17 protein-coding genes, 1 tRNA gene and 1 other RNA gene are annotated in these 16,856 nt (G+C 52.1%); 10 read left to right on the top strand and 9 right to left on the bottom strand.

Annotated features, from left to right (window positions below; genetic code table 11):
- Position 1: 1 nt before the first annotated feature.
- From D5085_01840 to D5085_01805, 8 genes are all read left to right on the top strand, one after another.
- Positions 2–862 carry a DMT family transporter gene (locus tag D5085_01840; protein ID QEP41988.1) on the top strand — a complete coding sequence of 287 codons (861 nt, stop codon included), beginning with the start codon at positions 2–4 and terminating at the stop codon, positions 860–862.
- Positions 863–934: 72 nt separating this feature from the next.
- Positions 935–1,022 (top strand) — tRNA-Ser (locus tag D5085_01835).
- Positions 1,023–1,184: 162 nt separating this feature from the next.
- Positions 1,185–1,772: a DUF4102 domain-containing protein gene (locus tag D5085_01830; GenBank protein ID QEP41987.1), complete on the top strand. Its 588-nt coding sequence runs from the start codon at positions 1,185–1,187 to the stop codon at positions 1,770–1,772.
- Positions 1,773–1,776: 4 nt separating this feature from the next.
- The gene (locus tag D5085_01825) at positions 1,777–1,965 is read left to right on the top strand and encodes a type II toxin-antitoxin system HicB family antitoxin (GenBank protein ID QEP41986.1); all 189 of its coding nucleotides are present in this window, start codon (positions 1,777–1,779) and stop codon (positions 1,963–1,965) included.
- The gene (locus D5085_01820; GenBank protein ID QEP41985.1) at positions 1,962–2,141 is read left to right on the top strand and encodes a type II toxin-antitoxin system HicA family toxin; all 180 of its coding nucleotides are present in this window, start codon (positions 1,962–1,964) and stop codon (positions 2,139–2,141) included. Before D5085_01825 ends, D5085_01820 begins: the two co-directional genes overlap by 4 nt.
- A 178-nt stretch (positions 2,142–2,319) precedes the next feature.
- A complete protein-coding gene (locus D5085_01815; GenBank protein ID QEP41984.1) occupies positions 2,320–2,544 on the top strand; it encodes an AlpA family phage regulatory protein in 225 nt (74 codons plus the stop codon).
- A gap of 160 nt (positions 2,545–2,704) precedes the next feature.
- A complete protein-coding gene (locus D5085_01810; GenBank protein QEP41983.1) occupies positions 2,705–3,232 on the top strand; it encodes a DUF4277 domain-containing protein in 528 nt (175 codons plus the stop codon).
- Entirely contained in the window at positions 3,229–4,356 is a 1,128-nt protein-coding gene (locus tag D5085_01805; GenBank protein QEP41982.1) for an IS1634 family transposase, read from the top strand. The genes D5085_01810 and D5085_01805 overlap by 4 nt, the downstream gene beginning before the upstream one ends.
- 302 nt (positions 4,357–4,658) lie before the next feature.
- On the opposite strand, the gene D5085_01800 is transcribed toward D5085_01805, so the two are convergent.
- The 8 genes from D5085_01800 to hrcA all read right to left on the bottom strand — a co-directional run bounded on the left by D5085_01800 (position 4,659) and on the right by hrcA (position 14,729).
- Entirely contained in the window at positions 4,659–5,741 is a 1,083-nt protein-coding gene (locus tag D5085_01800; protein ID QEP41981.1) for a hypothetical protein, read from the bottom strand.
- A gap of 128 nt (positions 5,742–5,869) precedes the next feature.
- Positions 5,870–6,230, bottom strand: a transfer-messenger RNA (tmRNA) gene (gene ssrA / locus D5085_01795).
- Positions 6,231–6,285: 55 nt separating this feature from the next.
- On the bottom strand, positions 6,286–8,553 hold the full coding sequence (locus tag D5085_01790) for a HAMP domain-containing protein (GenBank protein QEP41980.1): 2,268 nt from the start codon (positions 8,551–8,553) through the stop codon (positions 6,286–6,288).
- A 119-nt stretch (positions 8,554–8,672) separates the two neighbouring features.
- Entirely contained in the window at positions 8,673–9,725 is a 1,053-nt protein-coding gene (locus D5085_01785; protein QEP41979.1) for a tRNA (5-methylaminomethyl-2-thiouridylate)-methyltransferase, read from the bottom strand.
- Positions 9,726–9,732: 7 nt separating this feature from the next.
- On the bottom strand, positions 9,733–10,878 hold the full coding sequence (gene dnaJ, locus D5085_01780) for a molecular chaperone DnaJ (GenBank protein ID QEP41978.1): 1,146 nt from the start codon (positions 10,876–10,878) through the stop codon (positions 9,733–9,735).
- Between the two features lie 82 nt (positions 10,879–10,960).
- Positions 10,961–12,895, bottom strand: a complete 1,935-nt coding sequence (gene dnaK / locus D5085_01775) for a molecular chaperone DnaK (GenBank protein ID QEP41977.1) — start codon at positions 12,893–12,895, stop codon at positions 10,961–10,963.
- Positions 12,896–12,988: 93 nt separating this feature from the next.
- The gene (gene grpE / locus D5085_01770) at positions 12,989–13,462 is read right to left on the bottom strand and encodes a nucleotide exchange factor GrpE (protein ID QEP41976.1); all 474 of its coding nucleotides are present in this window, start codon (positions 13,460–13,462) and stop codon (positions 12,989–12,991) included.
- A gap of 220 nt (positions 13,463–13,682) precedes the next feature.
- Complete coding sequence (gene hrcA, locus D5085_01765) at positions 13,683–14,729, bottom strand: heat-inducible transcription repressor HrcA (GenBank protein ID QEP45012.1); 1,047 nt, start codon at positions 14,727–14,729, stop codon at positions 13,683–13,685.
- Positions 14,730–14,988: 259 nt separating this feature from the next.
- Here hrcA and D5085_01760 point away from each other — a divergent pair, with 259 nt between their 5' ends.
- On the top strand, positions 14,989–15,411 hold the full coding sequence (locus D5085_01760) for a hypothetical protein (GenBank protein ID QEP41975.1): 423 nt from the start codon (positions 14,989–14,991) through the stop codon (positions 15,409–15,411).
- Positions 15,412–15,486: 75 nt separating this feature from the next.
- A complete protein-coding gene (cobO, locus tag D5085_01755; protein QEP41974.1) occupies positions 15,487–16,107 on the top strand; it encodes a cob(I)yrinic acid a,c-diamide adenosyltransferase in 621 nt (206 codons plus the stop codon).
- 41 nt (positions 16,108–16,148) lie between these two features.
- Here cobO and D5085_01750 read toward each other — a convergent pair whose 3' ends face one another.
- Entirely contained in the window at positions 16,149–16,823 is a 675-nt protein-coding gene (locus D5085_01750) for a hypothetical protein (GenBank protein ID QEP41973.1), read from the bottom strand.
- Positions 16,824–16,856: the final 33 nt, after the last annotated feature.

Genomic DNA, 16,856 nt, shown 5'->3' with positions numbered 1-16,856 from the left:
TATGAGCGAGCGGCGAGGGGAGCTATTGATGGTCGCTACCGTGGTGCTCGACAGCGCTTTTCCGCTGCTGACGCTAATCATACTGACCTACCTACCACCGATTAGCAGCTATGCGCTAACGCTACTCTTTGCCACTCTCTTTCTACTGCTCTTTGGCTTTTGGCGCGGCAACATGGTGCTAGTTCGTGCTGGAGTGCCACCGCTACTCATCGCTTCAGCGCTGATTACGCTCATGTTTAGCCTCATCTTTATCGGCCTGACTACCACTAGTGCCACCCATGCGGCGGTGTTAATCTTCTGCCAGCTCTTTTTCGCCTTTATCTACTTTAACTTGGCCGGAGGGGAGCCGATCCCTAAGCACCATCTTCTCGGGGCGCTATTGATGGCTGTGGGGGCGCTGGTGATTTTAGTGCCTACCGACTGGGAGATCGTCATTGGCGATGGACTGATTCTGTTAGCGGCGGCCATCGCGCCGTGGGCAAATCTCTATCAAAAACGGGCGCGGTGCTATCTATCCGCAGAGCTGATCCTAGCCTTTCGATCACTCATGGCGCTACCGGTGCTGCTGCTGTTAATGCTCTGGCTCGAACCGTGGCCAGAGCGCGAGGCGGTGGTTAGTGCTCTGCCGTGGTTAGTGATTAACGGTGTGTTGATGATGGGAGTGGCTAAAATTTTCTGGATTGAGGCGATTAGCGCTATCTCAATTACCAAGGCGAGCGCCATGACCGCCTGGGTGCCGGTATTAACGCTATTTTTAGTCTGGCTGCTGTTTAACGAGCCTCCCACCGGAAAACAGCTCGCCGGTATGGTGCCGGTTGTTATCGGCGGCTGGCTCATTACCCAATCACGGCCGCTGCGCTAGCGCAAGCGCGGGTGGGGCCGATTTTTGTATTGATGCAACCGGTCGCCTATGGTACGATTCGCCCCTCATTAAGGAGAGGTGGCTGAGCGGTCGAAAGCGGCGGTCTTGAAAACCGTTGTGTCGAAAGGCACCCAGGGTTCGAATCCCTGCCTCTCCGCCATTTTACCGTTTTTTCCCCTCTCAAATTGTCTCAAAAAAGCCCAAAAAGCCCGCCACAGCAGCATTTACCCGTTTCCACCTGCTTCAATTGACACCACACAAGCGCATCAATTACCATTAATTATCATGGGTAGGTTAGTGGGTAGAGAGCGGGGCCGTTAATATGGGTACAGAGACAGAAACCACCGAAAAGCCAAAAAATCAGATCAGAAGCGCGAGAAAGAACAAAGGGCTTACTGCGCTATTTGTCAAAAAAACCACCAAGCGCGGCTATTATGCCGATGGTCGTGGACTCTATCTGCAGGTATCCGCCACCGGCTCAAAGAGCTGGGTTTTCCGTTTTCGCTTCAATGGCCGTAGCCGCGAAATGGGGCTTGGTTCAATTCACGATGTCGAAATGGCACAAGCGAGGGAGCAAGTAAAACTCTACCGCCAGCAAATAAAAGAGGGAATCGACCCGATTGAGGCACGGCAACAGGCCAGACAGCAGCGGGAGTATGAGCGCCAAGAGCAGGAGCGGCAAAGCGAGTACCTGTTCCCCGGACAGCGAGTCGGCAAACCGATCAGTAATATGGCGATGCTCACTCTATTAAAGCGCATGGGCTATGGTGGCCAGATAACGGCGCATGGTTTCCGCTCTACCTTCAGAGATTGGATGGCCGACTGGCACCGTTACATTGAAACGCCACACCATGAGGGCGTAATAGTTCCGTTTGAGCAAAACCACATAACCGCAGAGCAACAGGGGTAATCGCATGGCAAATATGAATATGATCTACTGGAAATCGGATAAATTCTATCTTGGCAAGTTATTGGAACACCCGGAGATAATGACGCAGGGGGAGTCACTCGAAGAGCTGGAAGAGAATCTGAAAGAGGCTTATCTGCTCATGGCGCTGGATGATGTGCCAGAAGAGTACCAAACCAAACAGATCGCAATATGAAGCGGAAAAAGTTTATACAGCTATTGGAGCGGCAAGGCTGTTATCTGTTGCGGCATGGTTCGCGCCATGACATTTATATTAACCCGGCAACAGGCCAGCGCCAACCCGTACCAAGACACCCTGACATTGATGAAATGCTGGTTAAACACATCAAAAAGCATTTAGGCATCAATTAACGATTAAACCACCACAGCTAGGTTAGCTCCCGAAAACAGAGTATTCCCTGCTCTGCTGCTGTGGTGCCTTTTTTGCAGGGGATTAGCGCTTTGGGAGGCGTTATGACACAGGAACCGGTTTTGCCGTCTGCTTTCAGGCAGATGCGCCAAACTCTAATCGAAATAGCTAAAGCAGCTATTGCGTACGGGGAACTATCCCACCCTCAAAGAGAAACTGCATGGCCAGCAATTCGTTAGGATTGGCCAATTCTGCAAACTATCCACTCTCAGCCGCTCTACCGTTTGGCGCAAAATTAAACGGGGCGAGCTGCCGCCACTGGTTAAGCTATCCACTCAGACAAAGGCTTTTCGAGTAGTCGATATCCTGGACTGGTTTGATCGTATTGAGGAGGGGCTGAAATGAAAAAACCGACACCCCCCGAGAGAGCTGCCAGCAAATATACTGATTCAGTCGGGAGCAATTATATCACCAAACCTATTCAAAAACCCGACACTCCGCACACCTTGAGCATCAGGAACTATTTCCCCAGATCTAGTTATTTTCAGCGTTAGGTGAGACTCACATGGCATCACACATCAGCACGGGTTCAATGGAATCCCCTCAATATTACCGTAGCGAAAACCTGGATCATCTGGGTTTGGTTGCAGGCATGTACGATGAGCTGGGGATCGGCAGTCTCATCGATGCATTGATACTTCAAGACGGGAAAAAACGTGTCGTCTCGATTGGCCAGGCAGTTAAAGCCATGGTTTTAAATGGTTTGGGCTTTGCCAATCGCGCGCTGTATCTGACAGAGCAGTTCTTCAGCAATAAACCCGTGGAACGCCTCATTGGCCCAAATATTGAATCAGCGCATCTGAATGACGATGTATTGGGGCGCGCTTTGGATGCGATATGGAACTACGATCCTTCAGTGCTCTACCCACAGCTCGCATCACAAGCGGTGCACAGGTTGGGATTGTCGTGCCGTTTTGGACATCTGGACTCGACCAGTTTTCATGTTGATGGTCGGTACAACAGTGATGAAGAGCCGGAAGAGGGTGTCATTCAGCTCACCAAAGGCTACAGTCGTGATCACCGCCCGACCTGAACCAGGTGGTACTGCAACTGATTTGTGAGCGTCAAGCCGGAATCCCATTACTGATGCAGACGCTGAATGGTAATAATAGCGATAAAGAGAGCTTTCGTGAGATGGTGACCGATTTCACCGAACAGATGGATAGCGATTTCAGTATCGAATACCTGGTTGCCGACAGTGCGTTGTATACAGCCGATACACTCAGTTCGATGAATCACCTGCTGTGGATTAGTCGGGTACCGGAAACGCTGAATTTGGCACGCGAGATCATCGATATGACGGCTCCTGAATGGATACACACTCCGGAACAACCCGCCTTCCGCGCGCTGGGGGTCAACTATGGCGAGGTTAGGCAGCGTTGGGTCGTTGTGTTTTCACCAGAAGCCTACCAGCGTGCTCAGAAAACTATCAATAAACAGTGTGGCAAACAAAGTCTGGCTGAGTTGAGGGCATTTACCAAGCTATGCAAGCAAAATTTTGCCTGCGACGCTGATGCCCGCCAAGCGTTGACTCAATTTGAAACGACGCTGAAGCTGAATACTCTCAGTGAGGTGGAGATCAACGCTATCCCGCGCTTTAAGGGTAAAGGCCGACCCGCACAAGGGCGGCAACCCGACTATTTCGATTATCGCATTGAGGGTGCGATGGCTGTAGATCTTCAAGAACGCACCCGTCGCTTGCAACGCAAAAGTTGTTTTATCCTCGCCAGTAATCAGCTCGACGATCAAGCCTTACCGCATGAAGAACTCATTGCGGCCTACAAAGACCAGCAAAAAGTCGAACGCGGCTTCCGCTTTCTTAAAGACCCAATGTTTATGGCATCGACACTGTTCCTTGAGTCACCTAAGCGCATCATGGCGCTGATGATGGTCATGACTCTGAGTCTGATGGTGTACGCCGCTTTGGAACATCGTATTCGGGAACGACTGGCGGCCTGCGACGAAACCTTCCCCAACCAAAAAGGTAAACTCATCAACAATCCTTCTGCACGCTGGGTTTTCCAATATTTTTCGGGTATTACATTGCTTGTTATTGCGGAAACGCAGGAGCTTGTGCTGAATCTGAATGAGTATCATATCGCTCTGGTAAACATGTTGGGTGAGCGCTATTCCAAGTTATATTCTGGAAGTGGATGATGTCGTGCGGAGTCCCGGATATACACATAAAGCTGCAGCGATCATGCCTGTTTTATCGTCACACAATTTGAGCAATAGCGGTAGTCGCCACACTGACAGCGACCGGCTAGCTGCTGCTTGGTAACGATCTGCTGTCAAAACGGTAATTTTATCTAAATCTAAAATTATCATGGGTAGATTAATGGGTAAAAATAGATTAAGCCAATATTTTCAAAAATTAAATATTAATTATCAATTACTTAAAACAAAAACAATAAGGACTGCCCCTCCGCTATTTTACCGTTTTCCCCCCTCTCAATCGGTTATGGGCCTGTCCAGTTTCTCGAAAAACTACATACAACGCGATGGACGAAGCCGAGTTTTTTGGTAATGCCAGGTGAGATAACGAACGGATAGGCATGCTCATGCCCCATGCTGCGATTAAGGCTATTAAGGGCAAAGGTTAGGGGCAGCCAGTGGTCAATAAGGATATCGATCATCTCGGCACGGTAGGGATCGAAATCATGGCGCACGACTGCCGTGGCATCATCACCGGTTTTAGGAAGGATGCCGATGCCGAACTGCCAAGCGGTCTCTAGGGTATCGACCATGTGCAGGTAGTGAGCCCAAGTTTCAGCCCAGTCCTCCCACGGGTGCATGGTGGCGTAGCTGCTGATATAGTTCTCCTGCCAGTTCGATGGCGCTCCCTGTTGGTAGTGCTGCTCAAGGGCGCCGCCATAGTCGAGAGTATCGTCACCAAAAAGCTGGCGACATTCGTTAAGATGCTGTGTGTCGCGAATCAGGCGATCCCAGTAATAATGCCCTGACTCGTGGCGAAAATGACCGAGCAGAGTCCGGTAGGGTTCGGCCATCTCTTCGCGCATGTGTTCGCGCTCGGCAGGATCGGCTTCTTTGATGTTGATGGTAATCAAGCCCTGGTCGTGGCCGGTGAACACCCTTCCGCGCTCACTGAAAGCAGAATCGCTATCTGCAAGAAAATTAAAGGACAGTCCATGTGGTTCGACTTCATCAGACACAACAGGTAGTCCTAGTCGCAACAGCGAATAGACCAATCTGCGTTTCTCTGTTTCAAGTGTGCGCCACAAGTCAAGATTACCCTCGACACTCAAATCGGGAATTGTCTTGTTGAGTCGGCAGGCGGTACAGAACTTCTGCCCGTCTGTAGCCGGCACCATCCAGTTACACACCGCGTGTTGCGCATAATTGGCACACATACGATATTCCAAGGCCTCCCCGTGAGGTCGCCATTGCCCTTCACCTAGCGTATCTAGCGACATCAGATGAAGCCGGTCGGGCGAAAAGCCGAGAGTCGCATCGCAGCGTTCACAAACGACATTTTCAAAGTACAATCGATGACCGCAGTGGCTACAATTGAATAACCGCAAGCGCCTCTCCTTTTGCTGGTTTTGCCAAGTCGCACTCCGATACATCCTGTGACCCGTCGGTCGCTAAGTAGGGGCCGTGCGATCAGGCAGACAAACGCGGTTAGTGGACGGGGCTATCTTTGTCTAAGTGGTGGAGACGGCGGGAATCGAACCCGCGTCCGTCAATCCTCCGCCATCGGCTCTACATGCTTATTGCACCTTTTATTTTAACTGACAGCAACCCGGCACACAGGGCAAACTAGCAGCGAGTCTGTAAGGTTTTAGCGCTTAGGTACCAGACTGACCCGCACGCGATTCTGTGAGATATGACACCTGAAACCTAGACGCACAGACACGGCTCTAGTCAGATGGCACCCTACTGGGGTTTAAGCAGCGAGTGCGTAGTTGTCGTCGTTGGCAACTATAGATTTTGCAGAGTGATTAACGAGGTCACTGCACCTCGACATGCACCTCAGGTTTTGTAATCGGCGTCGAAGCCATGTCGTCCCCTGAAGAGGGCATTGTACGGCTATTGGGGTAGAATTCAAGCACTGATGCAGAATAATTACGAAAGCGCTTGGCGCTCGACTTTGTCGATAAGGTTGACCACTTGGTCAGAGAGGGAGATAACCTCTTGATAGCCCGCCTCGGCAGCGCTGCTGTTTCCCTGCTCCTTGTGGCGGATAATCTCCTTAATTTTGTCGTGTAGTGCTTTGTGGGGCGCTTCGATTTGGCGCATCGTCTCAATATGGCCAAATCGCGCTAGCCCTTCATTGTAGTACCAGCGGCCGAAGCGGCACTCTTGGGCTGAGAAGGCCTCTTTTGAGGTGAGTGCGGTCTTGCCATCAAGAAAGCCGCGCATTCTCGATTTCCAAGAGAGGTGGGAGGCTTTAGCTCGGTGGAGCTCGGTGGTGGCTAGCTGTTCACTCTTAAAGCTGGAGAGGAGTGTCAATAGCTGTTCGGCCTGAGCAGCTAGCTGCTGGCTAGTTTCGGAGCTATTGGCGGCATCTTCGGCGGTCTGGGTGGCGATATCGTTGATAGTGACAATATTACGGTTAATTTCGTCGGTGACTGCGCTCTGCTCTTCAGAGGCGGTAGCGATCTGGGCGCTCATGGTAGTAATGGTATCAACGGCTGTAGCAATATCGTTTAACGCCTCTCCGGCTCTGCCGGTCTGCTCGACACTCTCATGAGCCATCTTTTCGCTGGTCTTCATTTTGGTGACCGTCTCGACTACCCCAGATTGCAGGCTCTCAATCATCTCCTGAATCTCTTGGGTTGATTGTTGAGTTCTTTGCGCAAGTGAGCGTACCTCATCGGCCACGACGGCAAACCCCCGTCCCTGTTCGCCGGCGCGAGCTGCTTCGATGGCGGCGTTGAGGGCTAACAGGTTGGTCTGTTCGGCAATATTGCGAATGACATCGAGAACTGTCCCGATGCGCTGACTATCCTCCTCGACATGGCCAATCTTTTCGGCTGCGCTGCCGACATCACTCGCTAGGCGGTTAATACTCTCCATAGCGGAGGCGACGATGGCGCGGGTATCGCCCGATTTACGATCCGCATCCTCCGCTGCGAGGGCAGTTTGAGAGGTGTTTTGCGCGACTTCATGCACGGTAGCGGCCATTTCGGTGATCGCTGAGGCGACCTGACTCAGTTCGAGCTGCTGCTGGCGCACGCCGCTGTTGGTGTGTTCTGCCATGTGGGAGAATTGATCGACTCGCTGTGATAGCTCAATCGCGGTGGTGTTGACCCGAACGATCAGGTTTCGTATCTTGTCGATAAACTGGTTAAAGGCGTTGGCGAGCTGGATGATCTCCGAGCTCCCCTCGGCTAGGAGTCGCACATCTAGGTCGCCATCACCATGGGCGATAGACTCTAGCGCTAGTGTGGCACGCTTGAGTGGGCTGATAATACTTTTGGCAATCAAAAATACCGCAATGGCGATAAGGAGTGTCATCGCCACCCCCATCAGAGTGACCTTGAGCAGCAGGGTTGACATTTCGTTAACATAGTAGCTGTTATCCATCGCCACCTGCATCACCCCAATCGGCTTGCCGGAGTAGTCACTAATCGAGTGGAGCAAAATGGCTCGGTGCTGGTTATCGAGTTTAGTGACACTGAAGTGGTTGTCACCATCCATGCTCTCTTGCAAGATCTGTTTGCTAAAAATTTGGAGATTATCGGCAGTCGTGGCAAATAGCTCCATGCCGCTGCTACGGTTGAGATAGAGGGCGATATCGACGCCATACTGCTTTTTGGCGGCATCGAAAAAGGGTTGGCCGAACGACATGCCGAACTCAACCGAGCCGATATGTTGCTGCTGGTAAAAGACCGGGACGATACCGCGCATACCTAAGCCGGCAACGCCAATTTCGAGCCCTCGGGTCGGAGTCTGGGTGCGGTTGGTTTGGGTGACTGTGTGGCGGAACGAGGAGAGATCATCCCCAAACTTCTCCAGCTTGTGAATCCGCAGATAGGAGAGGGCAGGAGGGGTGTGGAACTGAAATTGGCGTACCCCATGCTCCGCTTTGAGCTGCTCAAATCCTGCCGCAAAGAGCTGTTTTAGCCGTTCGCGGTTATCGTTAGCAAAGGCCTGTTGGACATCGGGAATCGTGGCAACTAGAGCAGCCATCGACTCGGCCAGACGCCCCTCTTGTGCTAGCATCGCCTCCAGCGTCTCAAAAATCGCCGTGACTTCGCGCTGCTGTGCCGTTTTGAGGGTGGCTCGCATATCGGTGAAGATATACCCTAAGACCAGTGTCGTTGTGATGATGACCACCAGTAAGGTTGCTGATATAAAACGCTTAGTAATTGATGTTCCGTGCCACATAGAGCCTATCCCCCTTGAAATATTGCTGTTCTTCGCCAAAAATTATAGCACGATGTCAAAAAATTGTAGAATTTATGACTCGACACTGCTAAAAACCACCCTCTTGCAGCGGGTAGTCGCTATAGCATCCAGTCGGTAGGGATTTGATCACTCTTTAATGGTGAAACCTGTAGTGAGCCCGACTCGCCAGAAGGGAGCGTATAGTCGACGGTCACCCGTTCAGCATGGCGTCCCTGACCATAGCGGGCGAGGATGCGGGCGGCGAGTGTCAGATCATCTAGCTGCGGTGCGCCATCAATGAGCGCGAGAGGGCCTTTATGGGAGACGGCGTTTAGCCAGATAAACTGCCGTTTATAGCCGCAAAGAAAGTTATTCTCCCCCTCTTCGCGACCGATAATCAGTTTATAGTGAGGAGCGGGGCGAAGATGACGCCCCACTTTGAGCAGCATGATATCGTCCATCTCATAGTGGCGACTGTCGCGAGCTTGCCATAGATCGGCCAGTTTGCGCGAGTAGGTTGCATCGGTAAGAAAGCAGCAGCCACCGGCGGGGGCGGCCCAATCGTTAAGGTTAAACGCTTTGGCTAGGGCGATCTGCGGTTTACGACTACGACCCGAGAAGTTGTAGAGCCGCTCCCGATCTAGCCACCCCTCTCGCTCCGGTAGGGTAGGGGGGAGATTTTGGGCACAGAGTGGCCGAACGAGCCGATCCTCGGCACCCGACTCTCTGGCAATAATGGGGAGCTTCTCTTTGAGTTGCGACATCGGTCGCTGGCCGATTACCTCGCCGGTAATTATGAAGTCAAAGCGGTGCTTTTTGGCCCACTCCAAGGCCTTAGAGACCATAAACACCTTGCAGTCAAGGCAGGGATTTAGGTGGGCACCGTAGCCATGTTTGGGGTTTAAGAGCACCTCTTTGTAGGGCTCGATAATATCGATAATGTGGAGCTTTATTCCGAGCTGTTCAGCGCTCCAGAGGGCGTTATTGCGTTTGGGGCGATCTGTTGCCTGTTTACGAATGGCGTGGGTGTGCCCCTCGACACAGAAACCGGTATAGAAGTTTATCCCTTCGACATGGATACCTTGCGCCATAATCACCTTGGCGGCTAGCATCGAATCGAGCCCTCCGGAGATGAGGGCTACCGCTCTGCGTTGAGGGGAGCTATCGGGCATGGTAGGGCTAAAATTTCATCTCTTCAAAGAAGTTTTTGACGCTATCAAACCAAGAGGTGGCCTTAGGGCTATGCTCATTGTTGCGCCCTTTAAGTGAGTCATCGAAGCGACGCAGTAGCTCCTGCTGCTCTTCGGTCAGGTTGACCGGCGTCTCTATGACAATACGGCAGAGCAGATCGCCCACTTGGCTGCCTCGAACCGATTTTACCCCTTTACCGCGGAGGCGAAACAGCTTGCCAGTCTGACTCTCTGGCGGAACTTTAAGCTTGACCTTGCCGCTTAGGGTCGGCACATCCATTTCGCCACCTAGGGAGGCGGTCCCGAAGCTTATCGGTACCTCACAATAGAGATCGTTGCCCTCGCGCTCAAAAATTGGGTGTTTTTTGACATAGATTTGTACATAGAGATCACCGGCAGGACCGCCGTTATCTCCCGCTTCACCTTCACCGGAGAGGCGGATACGATCACCTTTATCGACTCCAGCCGGGACTTTGACCGAGAGCGTCTTTTGCTGTTCAACCCGACCCTGACCGTGGCAGTTGCCACAAGGGTCGCTAATAATTTTGCCGCTACCGTGGCAGCGAGGGCAGGCTTGTTGGAGTGAGAAGAAGCCCTGCTGCATCCGTACCTGACCTTGGCCGTGACAGGTGGGGCAGGTGGTGGGGGAGGTTCCCTTTTTAGCGCCACTACCGTGACAGACCTCGCACTGAAGTAGTGTCGGTACTCGAATCTTAACGGTGGTACCGTTGACCGCATCCTCCAAGCTCAGCTCTAGGTTGTAGCGCAGATCGGCGCCGCGATGGACTCGTGAGCCGCCCCCACGGCCACTCGCGCCAAAGATGTCGCCAAAGACATCGCCAAAAATATCGTTAAAGTTGCCGCTACCACCGCTAAAACCGCTGCTGCTACGCCCCCCTCCCATAGAGGGATCGACACCGGCATGACCAAACTGATCGTAGGCGGCCCGTTTTTGGGCATCAGAGAGGATATCATACGCCTCTTTGGCCTCTTTAAACTTCTCTTCAGCCTCTTTATTGTCGGGGTTGCGGTCGGGATGGTACTTCATCGCCAATTTTTTAAAGGCCTTTTTCAGTTCGGCCTCGGTCGCGTTTTTCTGAACGCCCAATATTTCGTAATAGTCGCGTTTCGACATCTGTCTATCCGTTAATTTTTAAGTTACAGCGCAAGACAGGCGCCGTAGCGCCTGTCGTGTAGCCGTTTAGTACCTAGCGGAGCTACTTTTTGTCATCAATCTCTTCAAATTCGGCATCGACAACATCATCGTCCTTCTCTTTTTGGGTACCGGAATTAGCACTATCGGTACTGCCGCTAGCCCCCTCTGCTCCCTTTTGGGCGTAGAGTTTTTCAGCCATTTTAGCAGATGCATCGGTTAATGCCTTGGTTTTTGCCTCAATCGCCTCTTTGTCGTTGCTCTTGAGCGCCTCTTCGAGCTCCTTGATGGCTGATTCAATGGCCGACTTTTCAGCCGCATTGAGACCATTCTCACCTAGCTCTTCCATCGACCTGCGGGTGGCGTGAATCATCGAGTCGGCGGTATTGCGGATGCCGACGAGCTCTTGGAATTTGCGATCTTCATCCGCATGGAGCTCGGCATCTTTGACCATTTTGTCAATCTCTTCATCGGAGAGGCCGGAGGAGGCCTTAATCACGATAGTCTGCTCTCTGCCGGTACCCTTATCTTTGGCCGAGACATTGAGAATGCCGTTAGCATCAATATCAAAAGTGACCTCAATTTGGGGCGTACCGCGCGGTGCGGGGGGGATGTCGGTCAGATCGAAGCGTCCGAGTGACTTATTGGCCGAGGCCATCTCCCGTTCTCCCTGTAAGACATGTACGGTCACTGCCGGCTGGTTATCATCGGCGGTGGAGAAGATTTGGCTCGCTTTGGTCGGAATGGTAGTATTCTTCTCAATCAGCTTGGTCATCACGCCGCCCATGGTCTCAATACCGAGCGAGAGTGGGGTGACATCGAGCAGTAGCACATCTTTCACTGCGCCGCCGAGGACACCGCCCTGAATCGCGGCTCCAACGGCGACCGCCTCATCGGGGTTAACATCACGGCGAGGCTCTTTGCCGAAAAACTGCTCCACTTCGGCTTGAACTTTAGGCATCCGAGTCTGGCCACCGACTAGGATCACATCGTTAATGTCGCTCGCACTTAGGCCGGCATCTTTGAGTGCTACTCGACACGGTTCGATTGAGCGGCTAATGAGATCCTCAACTAGCGACTCAAATTTAGCTCGATTAATTTTAACATTCAGATGTTTCGGGCCAGAGGCATCGGCGGTGATATAGGGGAGATTGACCTCGGTCTGGGTGCTAGAGGATAGCTCAATTTTGGCCTTCTCTGCCGCCTCTTTCAGCCGCTGTAGGGCTAAGGGATCGTTATGGAGGTTGACCCCTTGATCTCGTTTGAACTCATCGGCGATATAGTCGATAAGGCGCATATCGAAATCCTCTCCGCCGAGGAAGGTATCGCCGTTGGTGGCGAGGACTTCAAATTGGTGCTCGCCATCGATATCGGTAATTTCGATAATGGAGATATCGAAAGTCCCGCCACCGAGATCATAGACCGCGATTTTGCGATCCCCCCCCTTTTTATCCATCCCAAAGGCGAGCGCGGCAGCGGTGGGTTCGTTAATAATTCGTTTTACCTCTAGTCCGGCAATACGGCCGGCATCTTTGGTCGCTTGGCGCTGGGAGTCGTTGAAGTAGGCCGGTACGGTAATGACCGCTTCGGTGACCGTTTCGCCGAGATAATCTTCGGCGGTCTTCTTCATCTTCTGTAGCACTTTGGCCGAAATTTCGGGGGCGGCCATCTTTTTGCCCTTCACCTCGACCCATGCGTCACCGTTGTCCGCTTTGACGATTTTGTAGGGAACCAGTTTGATATCTTTTTGTACTTCTGGCTCTTCAAAGCGGCGGCCAATGAGGCGTTTAATCGCAAACAGGGTGTTTTCGGGGTTGGTGACCGCTTGGCGCTTGGCCGATTGGCCGACTAGTACCTCATCATCATCTTTGCTGTAAGCGATAATCGAGGGGGTGGTTCGTGTCCCTTCGCTATTTTCAATAACACGGGGACTCTTCCCCTCCATGACTGCCACACAGGAGTTGGTGGTGCCCAAATCAATTCCGATAATTTTTCCCATCTCTCTATTCTCCAGATCTTTTGGTTTCTCCCTCTCAGGGAGGGTAATGACTACACGCTAAATAGGGACATTGCTTGAGGTTTCAACTGCTATTTAGCTGGCGCTACCTTGGCTGACCATCACCATGGCCGGGCGTATCAGTCGCTCATTGAGCAGATACCCCTTTTGCATGACCACGGCGATACTATTGGCCGGATACTCTGCCGATGGCTGCATGGAGACGGCTTGGTGGTAGTCGGGGTTAAAGCTCTCTCCTGGTTCACCGACGGCTTTAATGTCAAACTTTTCTAAGGTAGCTAGAAAGAGTTTGAGGGTCATTTCAGTCCCCTCATGCAGTTTGGCGACCACTTCATTCTGTTCGGCATCGCTCATGGCGTTGAGGCCCATCTCTAGGCTATCGACCACTGGCAGTAGCTCGGTTGCAAACTTCTCTAACGCAAATTTATGCGCCTTTGCGATAGCTTGTTGTGATCGACGGTGACCATTTTCAAGTTCGGCGTGAGCTCGTAGTAGCTGCTCTTTGAGAGTCTCGTTCTGCTGTTGTAACTGGTTGAACTCCTCCTTCATCTGATTTAACTGCTGTTGCAGCGCCTCGAACCTCGCCTCTTCATCGAGTGGGGGAGTGGGGGGGGATCGGGGGGGGTATCGGGACTCTGATCAGGCACAGATACCTGTGCTGCGGCAGTTAGGTTTTGTTCCGGTGGGGTCTGTTCGATTTTACTCATGGGTAGTTCGATCTCCTTAATCTAGCTGTATCAATCGGTTAGGTTAATTGGGTTGGGGGTGTTTAGTGTTGTTGTGCTAGTACTGAGCCTAGCAGGTTGGCGGTAATATCGACAATGGGAATTACCTTGTCATACTTCATGCGGGTCGGGCCGATGACTCCTAGAACGCCCACTTTAGCGCCATCAATTCGATAGGGGGCGGTAACGACACTACACTCATCTAGTGCTTTGTAGCCCGACTCTTCGCCAATAAATATCTCGATTCCCTGCGCTTGCATCGACTGCTCTAGTAGATGGAGCAGATCACGCTTTTGGTTAAATGCTTCAAATAGCTGTCGCAGTCGATCTAGATTGCCCATTTCGCTGTAGCCCATCAGTTTGGTTTGGCCGGAGATGAGGTAGCCCTCCTGCTCCTCCTCCTCAGCGAGGGTCGATTGCGCCACTTCGATAATATTACGCATTATTCGATCCATATCGTCGCGGTGCTGCGCCATCGCTTCGACTACCGTCCGTCTAACTTCAGAGAGGTGTTTGCCGCCGAAGTGGCTATTAAAGTAGTTGGCCGCTTCGGTGAGCTCCGATTCGCTGAAGTGGCGGGAGGTGTGAATAATTCGGTTCTGTACCAGACTGTCGTTGGTAACTAAAATGACCAGTACCTTATCTCCCGATAGGGGTAGAAACTCGATTTGTCTTACTACCTGCTGCTCCCAGCGGGGGAGCATCACAATACCCGCTAGACCGGTGAGCTCGGCTAGTTGGGCTGAGGCTATCTGTAGTGCGGTATCGGGGCGGTTGAGCAGATCGGCGCTTAACTCCTGTTGTAGCTGTTTTAATGTTTTGGGTGTCAGTGGCCGCACCTCTAGTAGCTGTTCGACAAAGAAGCGGTACCCTTTTGCGGTGGGGATGCGTCCGGAGGAGGTGTGAGGGGAGCAGATAAGCCCCATCTGCTCCAAATCGGACATCACATTACGAATTGAGGCCGAGCTTAGATCGATATTCTCCTCGCGGGAGAGGGTACGGGAGCCTATCGGTTGCCCATCGTGAATATAGCGACTGACGATGCGCTTTAATAGAAAGCGTGCCCGATCACTTATCTGTAGTTCAGTCATAGTCACCATAAAAGCTTTAAGGTTAATCTTTTTGTCGCCAGCGTTAGCACTCATTGCTCTGGAGTGCTAACAAGGCAGTTTATGCAGCCGAATGTGGTAGTGTCAAGGCCTGGTTTCAACTGCTGTTGCTCAAATAGTGCCGCTAGCGCTCCCTCACCAGTGTGCTCGCAGAGCATGGAGTGAGCTAGGATAGATTGTGATTTAGAGTCGGTTCTGCTTTACACTATACCCCCCTTCGATTTGATCTGAGAGTATGATTATGAGACTACCTGCACCGCCAGAACAGCGACAACCGACCCCTCGCCGAGAGGGATTTGGGGTGTGCTATATGATGGGAATGATCTGGATTAGTTGGGGAGTTATGTCGATAGTGCAGCCACAGAGCTTTAGCCTGCTTACACTGGAGCTTGAGCATGCACTGCTAACCCAGCTACTGCACTGGCTCTATGCTGCCATGGCGATCTGGCAAGGGATCTGGTTTTTTCGTCAGCAAGGGTTAGTACCGTGGTTAGGTGGACTCTTTTTTCTGATCTTGGTGGGCTATTTGACCTTTAGCGCCAGTCGCCACTACGACAGCGGATCGGCACAGGCCGATTGGCATACGCTGATCTTAATGGTGATGACCACCTTAAGCCTACTAGGGTGCAGTCGGAAGGCCAAATCTAGCCAAATGACGGAGTGAGAGCCGACTTTGAATTGACATTGCCTGACCCCCATAAACACCCATCCCCCTTACATACCATACCAAGGAGCCCTTATGTCAGCCGATCCTCTTGAGAAGCAGAAGAACCAGCGTCATCAACAGCGAATGCAACGCAAAAAGAGCTATATCGATGAGGGGATTGCTAAAGCGAATCAGCAGCGCGGCATTGTGCTGGTTCACACCGGTAACGGCAAGGGAAAGAGTAGCTCCGCATTTGGGATGATTGCCCGCTCCTTAGGGCACAATATGCGCGTTGGGGTGGTGCAGTTTATCAAGGGGGCGATAGTGACCGGCGAGGAGCAGTTCTATCGCCGTTTTCCCGAGCAGGTCGAATTTCATGTGATGGGGGATGGCTTTACCTGGGATACCCAAAACCGGCAGCAGGATATCGCCTCTGCAGAGCGGGCTTGGGCGCAGGCGGTCAAATTTTTAACTGATGAGTCGTTTGATCTCGTAGTGCTTGATGAGCTCAATATCGTGTTGCAGTACCACTACCTGCCGATAGAGGGGGTGATTGCGGTACTTAAACAGCGCCCGCCGAGGCAGCACGTAGTGATAACTGGTCGTGGGGCACCGGCTGAGATTCTCGATATTGGCGATACGGTGACCGAGATGCGAGAGATCAAACACGCCTATAAAGCGGGCATTATGGCTCAAAATGGGATTGAACTGTGATTTTTTAGCCCTCTCCCGCGCCTAAGCGTTGGCTGCGCCGGTTAGGGCAGCGTCGCTAGATAGACCCGTAGCGTCTCAATATAGCAGCCGTCGATGAGCTCATACCCATTAGCGACGGTGGCAGACTCCTCCATAAAATTAGGCTCAGTAAAATAGTAGTCGCGAAACACGCCCCGTTTTTGCAGCACCACACGGTAGCTCATACCTAGATCCTGTAGCTGCTGTTCGGTAAGGCGAAAGTCGGCCATGCTACTTTGAACAAACAGCAGCTTACCACCGGATCTAACCAACTTAGGGGTGTCTTGTAGCAATTGATGAATAAAGTGGCGTCGTATCGGCTTTCCCGATTTGCAAAAGGGCGGATTACAGAGGAGTAGATCGTAGCCTTCAGCGACACTAAAGTGGCTCCAGTCGCGCACCAGTGCCTGACGGTAGCTGATGCCGTTTAGAGCGCCATTTGCAGCGGCATTGTCGAGATAGCTCTGGTTGATTTCGGTAATATCGACCGCTGCTGCGCCAATTTTGGCCGCTAAAATGGCATGAATGCCGCAACCTGCGCCGAGTTCTAACACGGTTTGGTGGCAGATCGCCTCTCGGGCTGCCACCATCCCTTCGGCCAAGGCTAGGCCGTGAGGGGTTGGTTCCCATACTCCCCCCTCCAGACCGATTTTGATCACATAAGGGTCAAAGAAGTAGTAGCGTAGTGGATTCTGCATGGGTGACTCCTGTCAGTGCCGTTGAGATGAGGG

The organism is Ectothiorhodospiraceae bacterium BW-2 (assembly GCA_008375315.1).
GTDB lineage: Bacteria > Pseudomonadota > Gammaproteobacteria > Thiohalomonadales > Thiohalomonadaceae > BW-2.
The sequence above is the reverse complement of the archived record's forward strand: the minus strand, read 5'-3'. Positions and strand labels throughout refer to the sequence as shown.

Coding starts and splice junctions, on each gene's coding strand:
- D5085_01840 (QEP41988.1), top strand. CDS start 2: ATGAGCGAGCGGCGAGGGGAGCTATTGATGGTCGCTACCGTGGTGCTC.
- D5085_01830 (QEP41987.1), top strand. CDS start 1,185: ATGGGTACAGAGACAGAAACCACCGAAAAGCCAAAAAATCAGATCAGA.
- D5085_01825 (QEP41986.1), top strand. CDS start 1,777: ATGGCAAATATGAATATGATCTACTGGAAATCGGATAAATTCTATCTT.
- D5085_01820 (QEP41985.1), top strand. CDS start 1,962: ATGAAGCGGAAAAAGTTTATACAGCTATTGGAGCGGCAAGGCTGTTAT.
- D5085_01810 (QEP41983.1), top strand. CDS start 2,705: ATGGCATCACACATCAGCACGGGTTCAATGGAATCCCCTCAATATTAC.
- D5085_01790 (QEP41980.1), bottom strand. CDS start 8,553: ATGTGGCACGGAACATCAATTACTAAGCGTTTTATATCAGCAACCTTA.
- D5085_01785 (QEP41979.1), bottom strand. CDS start 9,725: ATGCCCGATAGCTCCCCTCAACGCAGAGCGGTAGCCCTCATCTCCGGA.
- dnaJ (QEP41978.1), bottom strand. CDS start 10,878: ATGTCGAAACGCGACTATTACGAAATATTGGGCGTTCAGAAAAACGCG.
- dnaK (QEP41977.1), bottom strand. CDS start 12,895: ATGGGAAAAATTATCGGAATTGATTTGGGCACCACCAACTCCTGTGTG.
- grpE (QEP41976.1), bottom strand. CDS start 13,462: ATGAAGGAGGAGTTCAACCAGTTACAACAGCAGAACGAGACTCTCAAA.
- hrcA (QEP45012.1), bottom strand. CDS start 14,729: ATGACTGAACTACAGATAAGTGATCGGGCACGCTTTCTATTAAAGCGC.
- D5085_01760 (QEP41975.1), top strand. CDS start 14,989: ATGAGACTACCTGCACCGCCAGAACAGCGACAACCGACCCCTCGCCGA.
- cobO (QEP41974.1), top strand. CDS start 15,487: ATGTCAGCCGATCCTCTTGAGAAGCAGAAGAACCAGCGTCATCAACAG.
- D5085_01750 (QEP41973.1), bottom strand. CDS start 16,823: ATGCAGAATCCACTACGCTACTACTTCTTTGACCCTTATGTGATCAAA.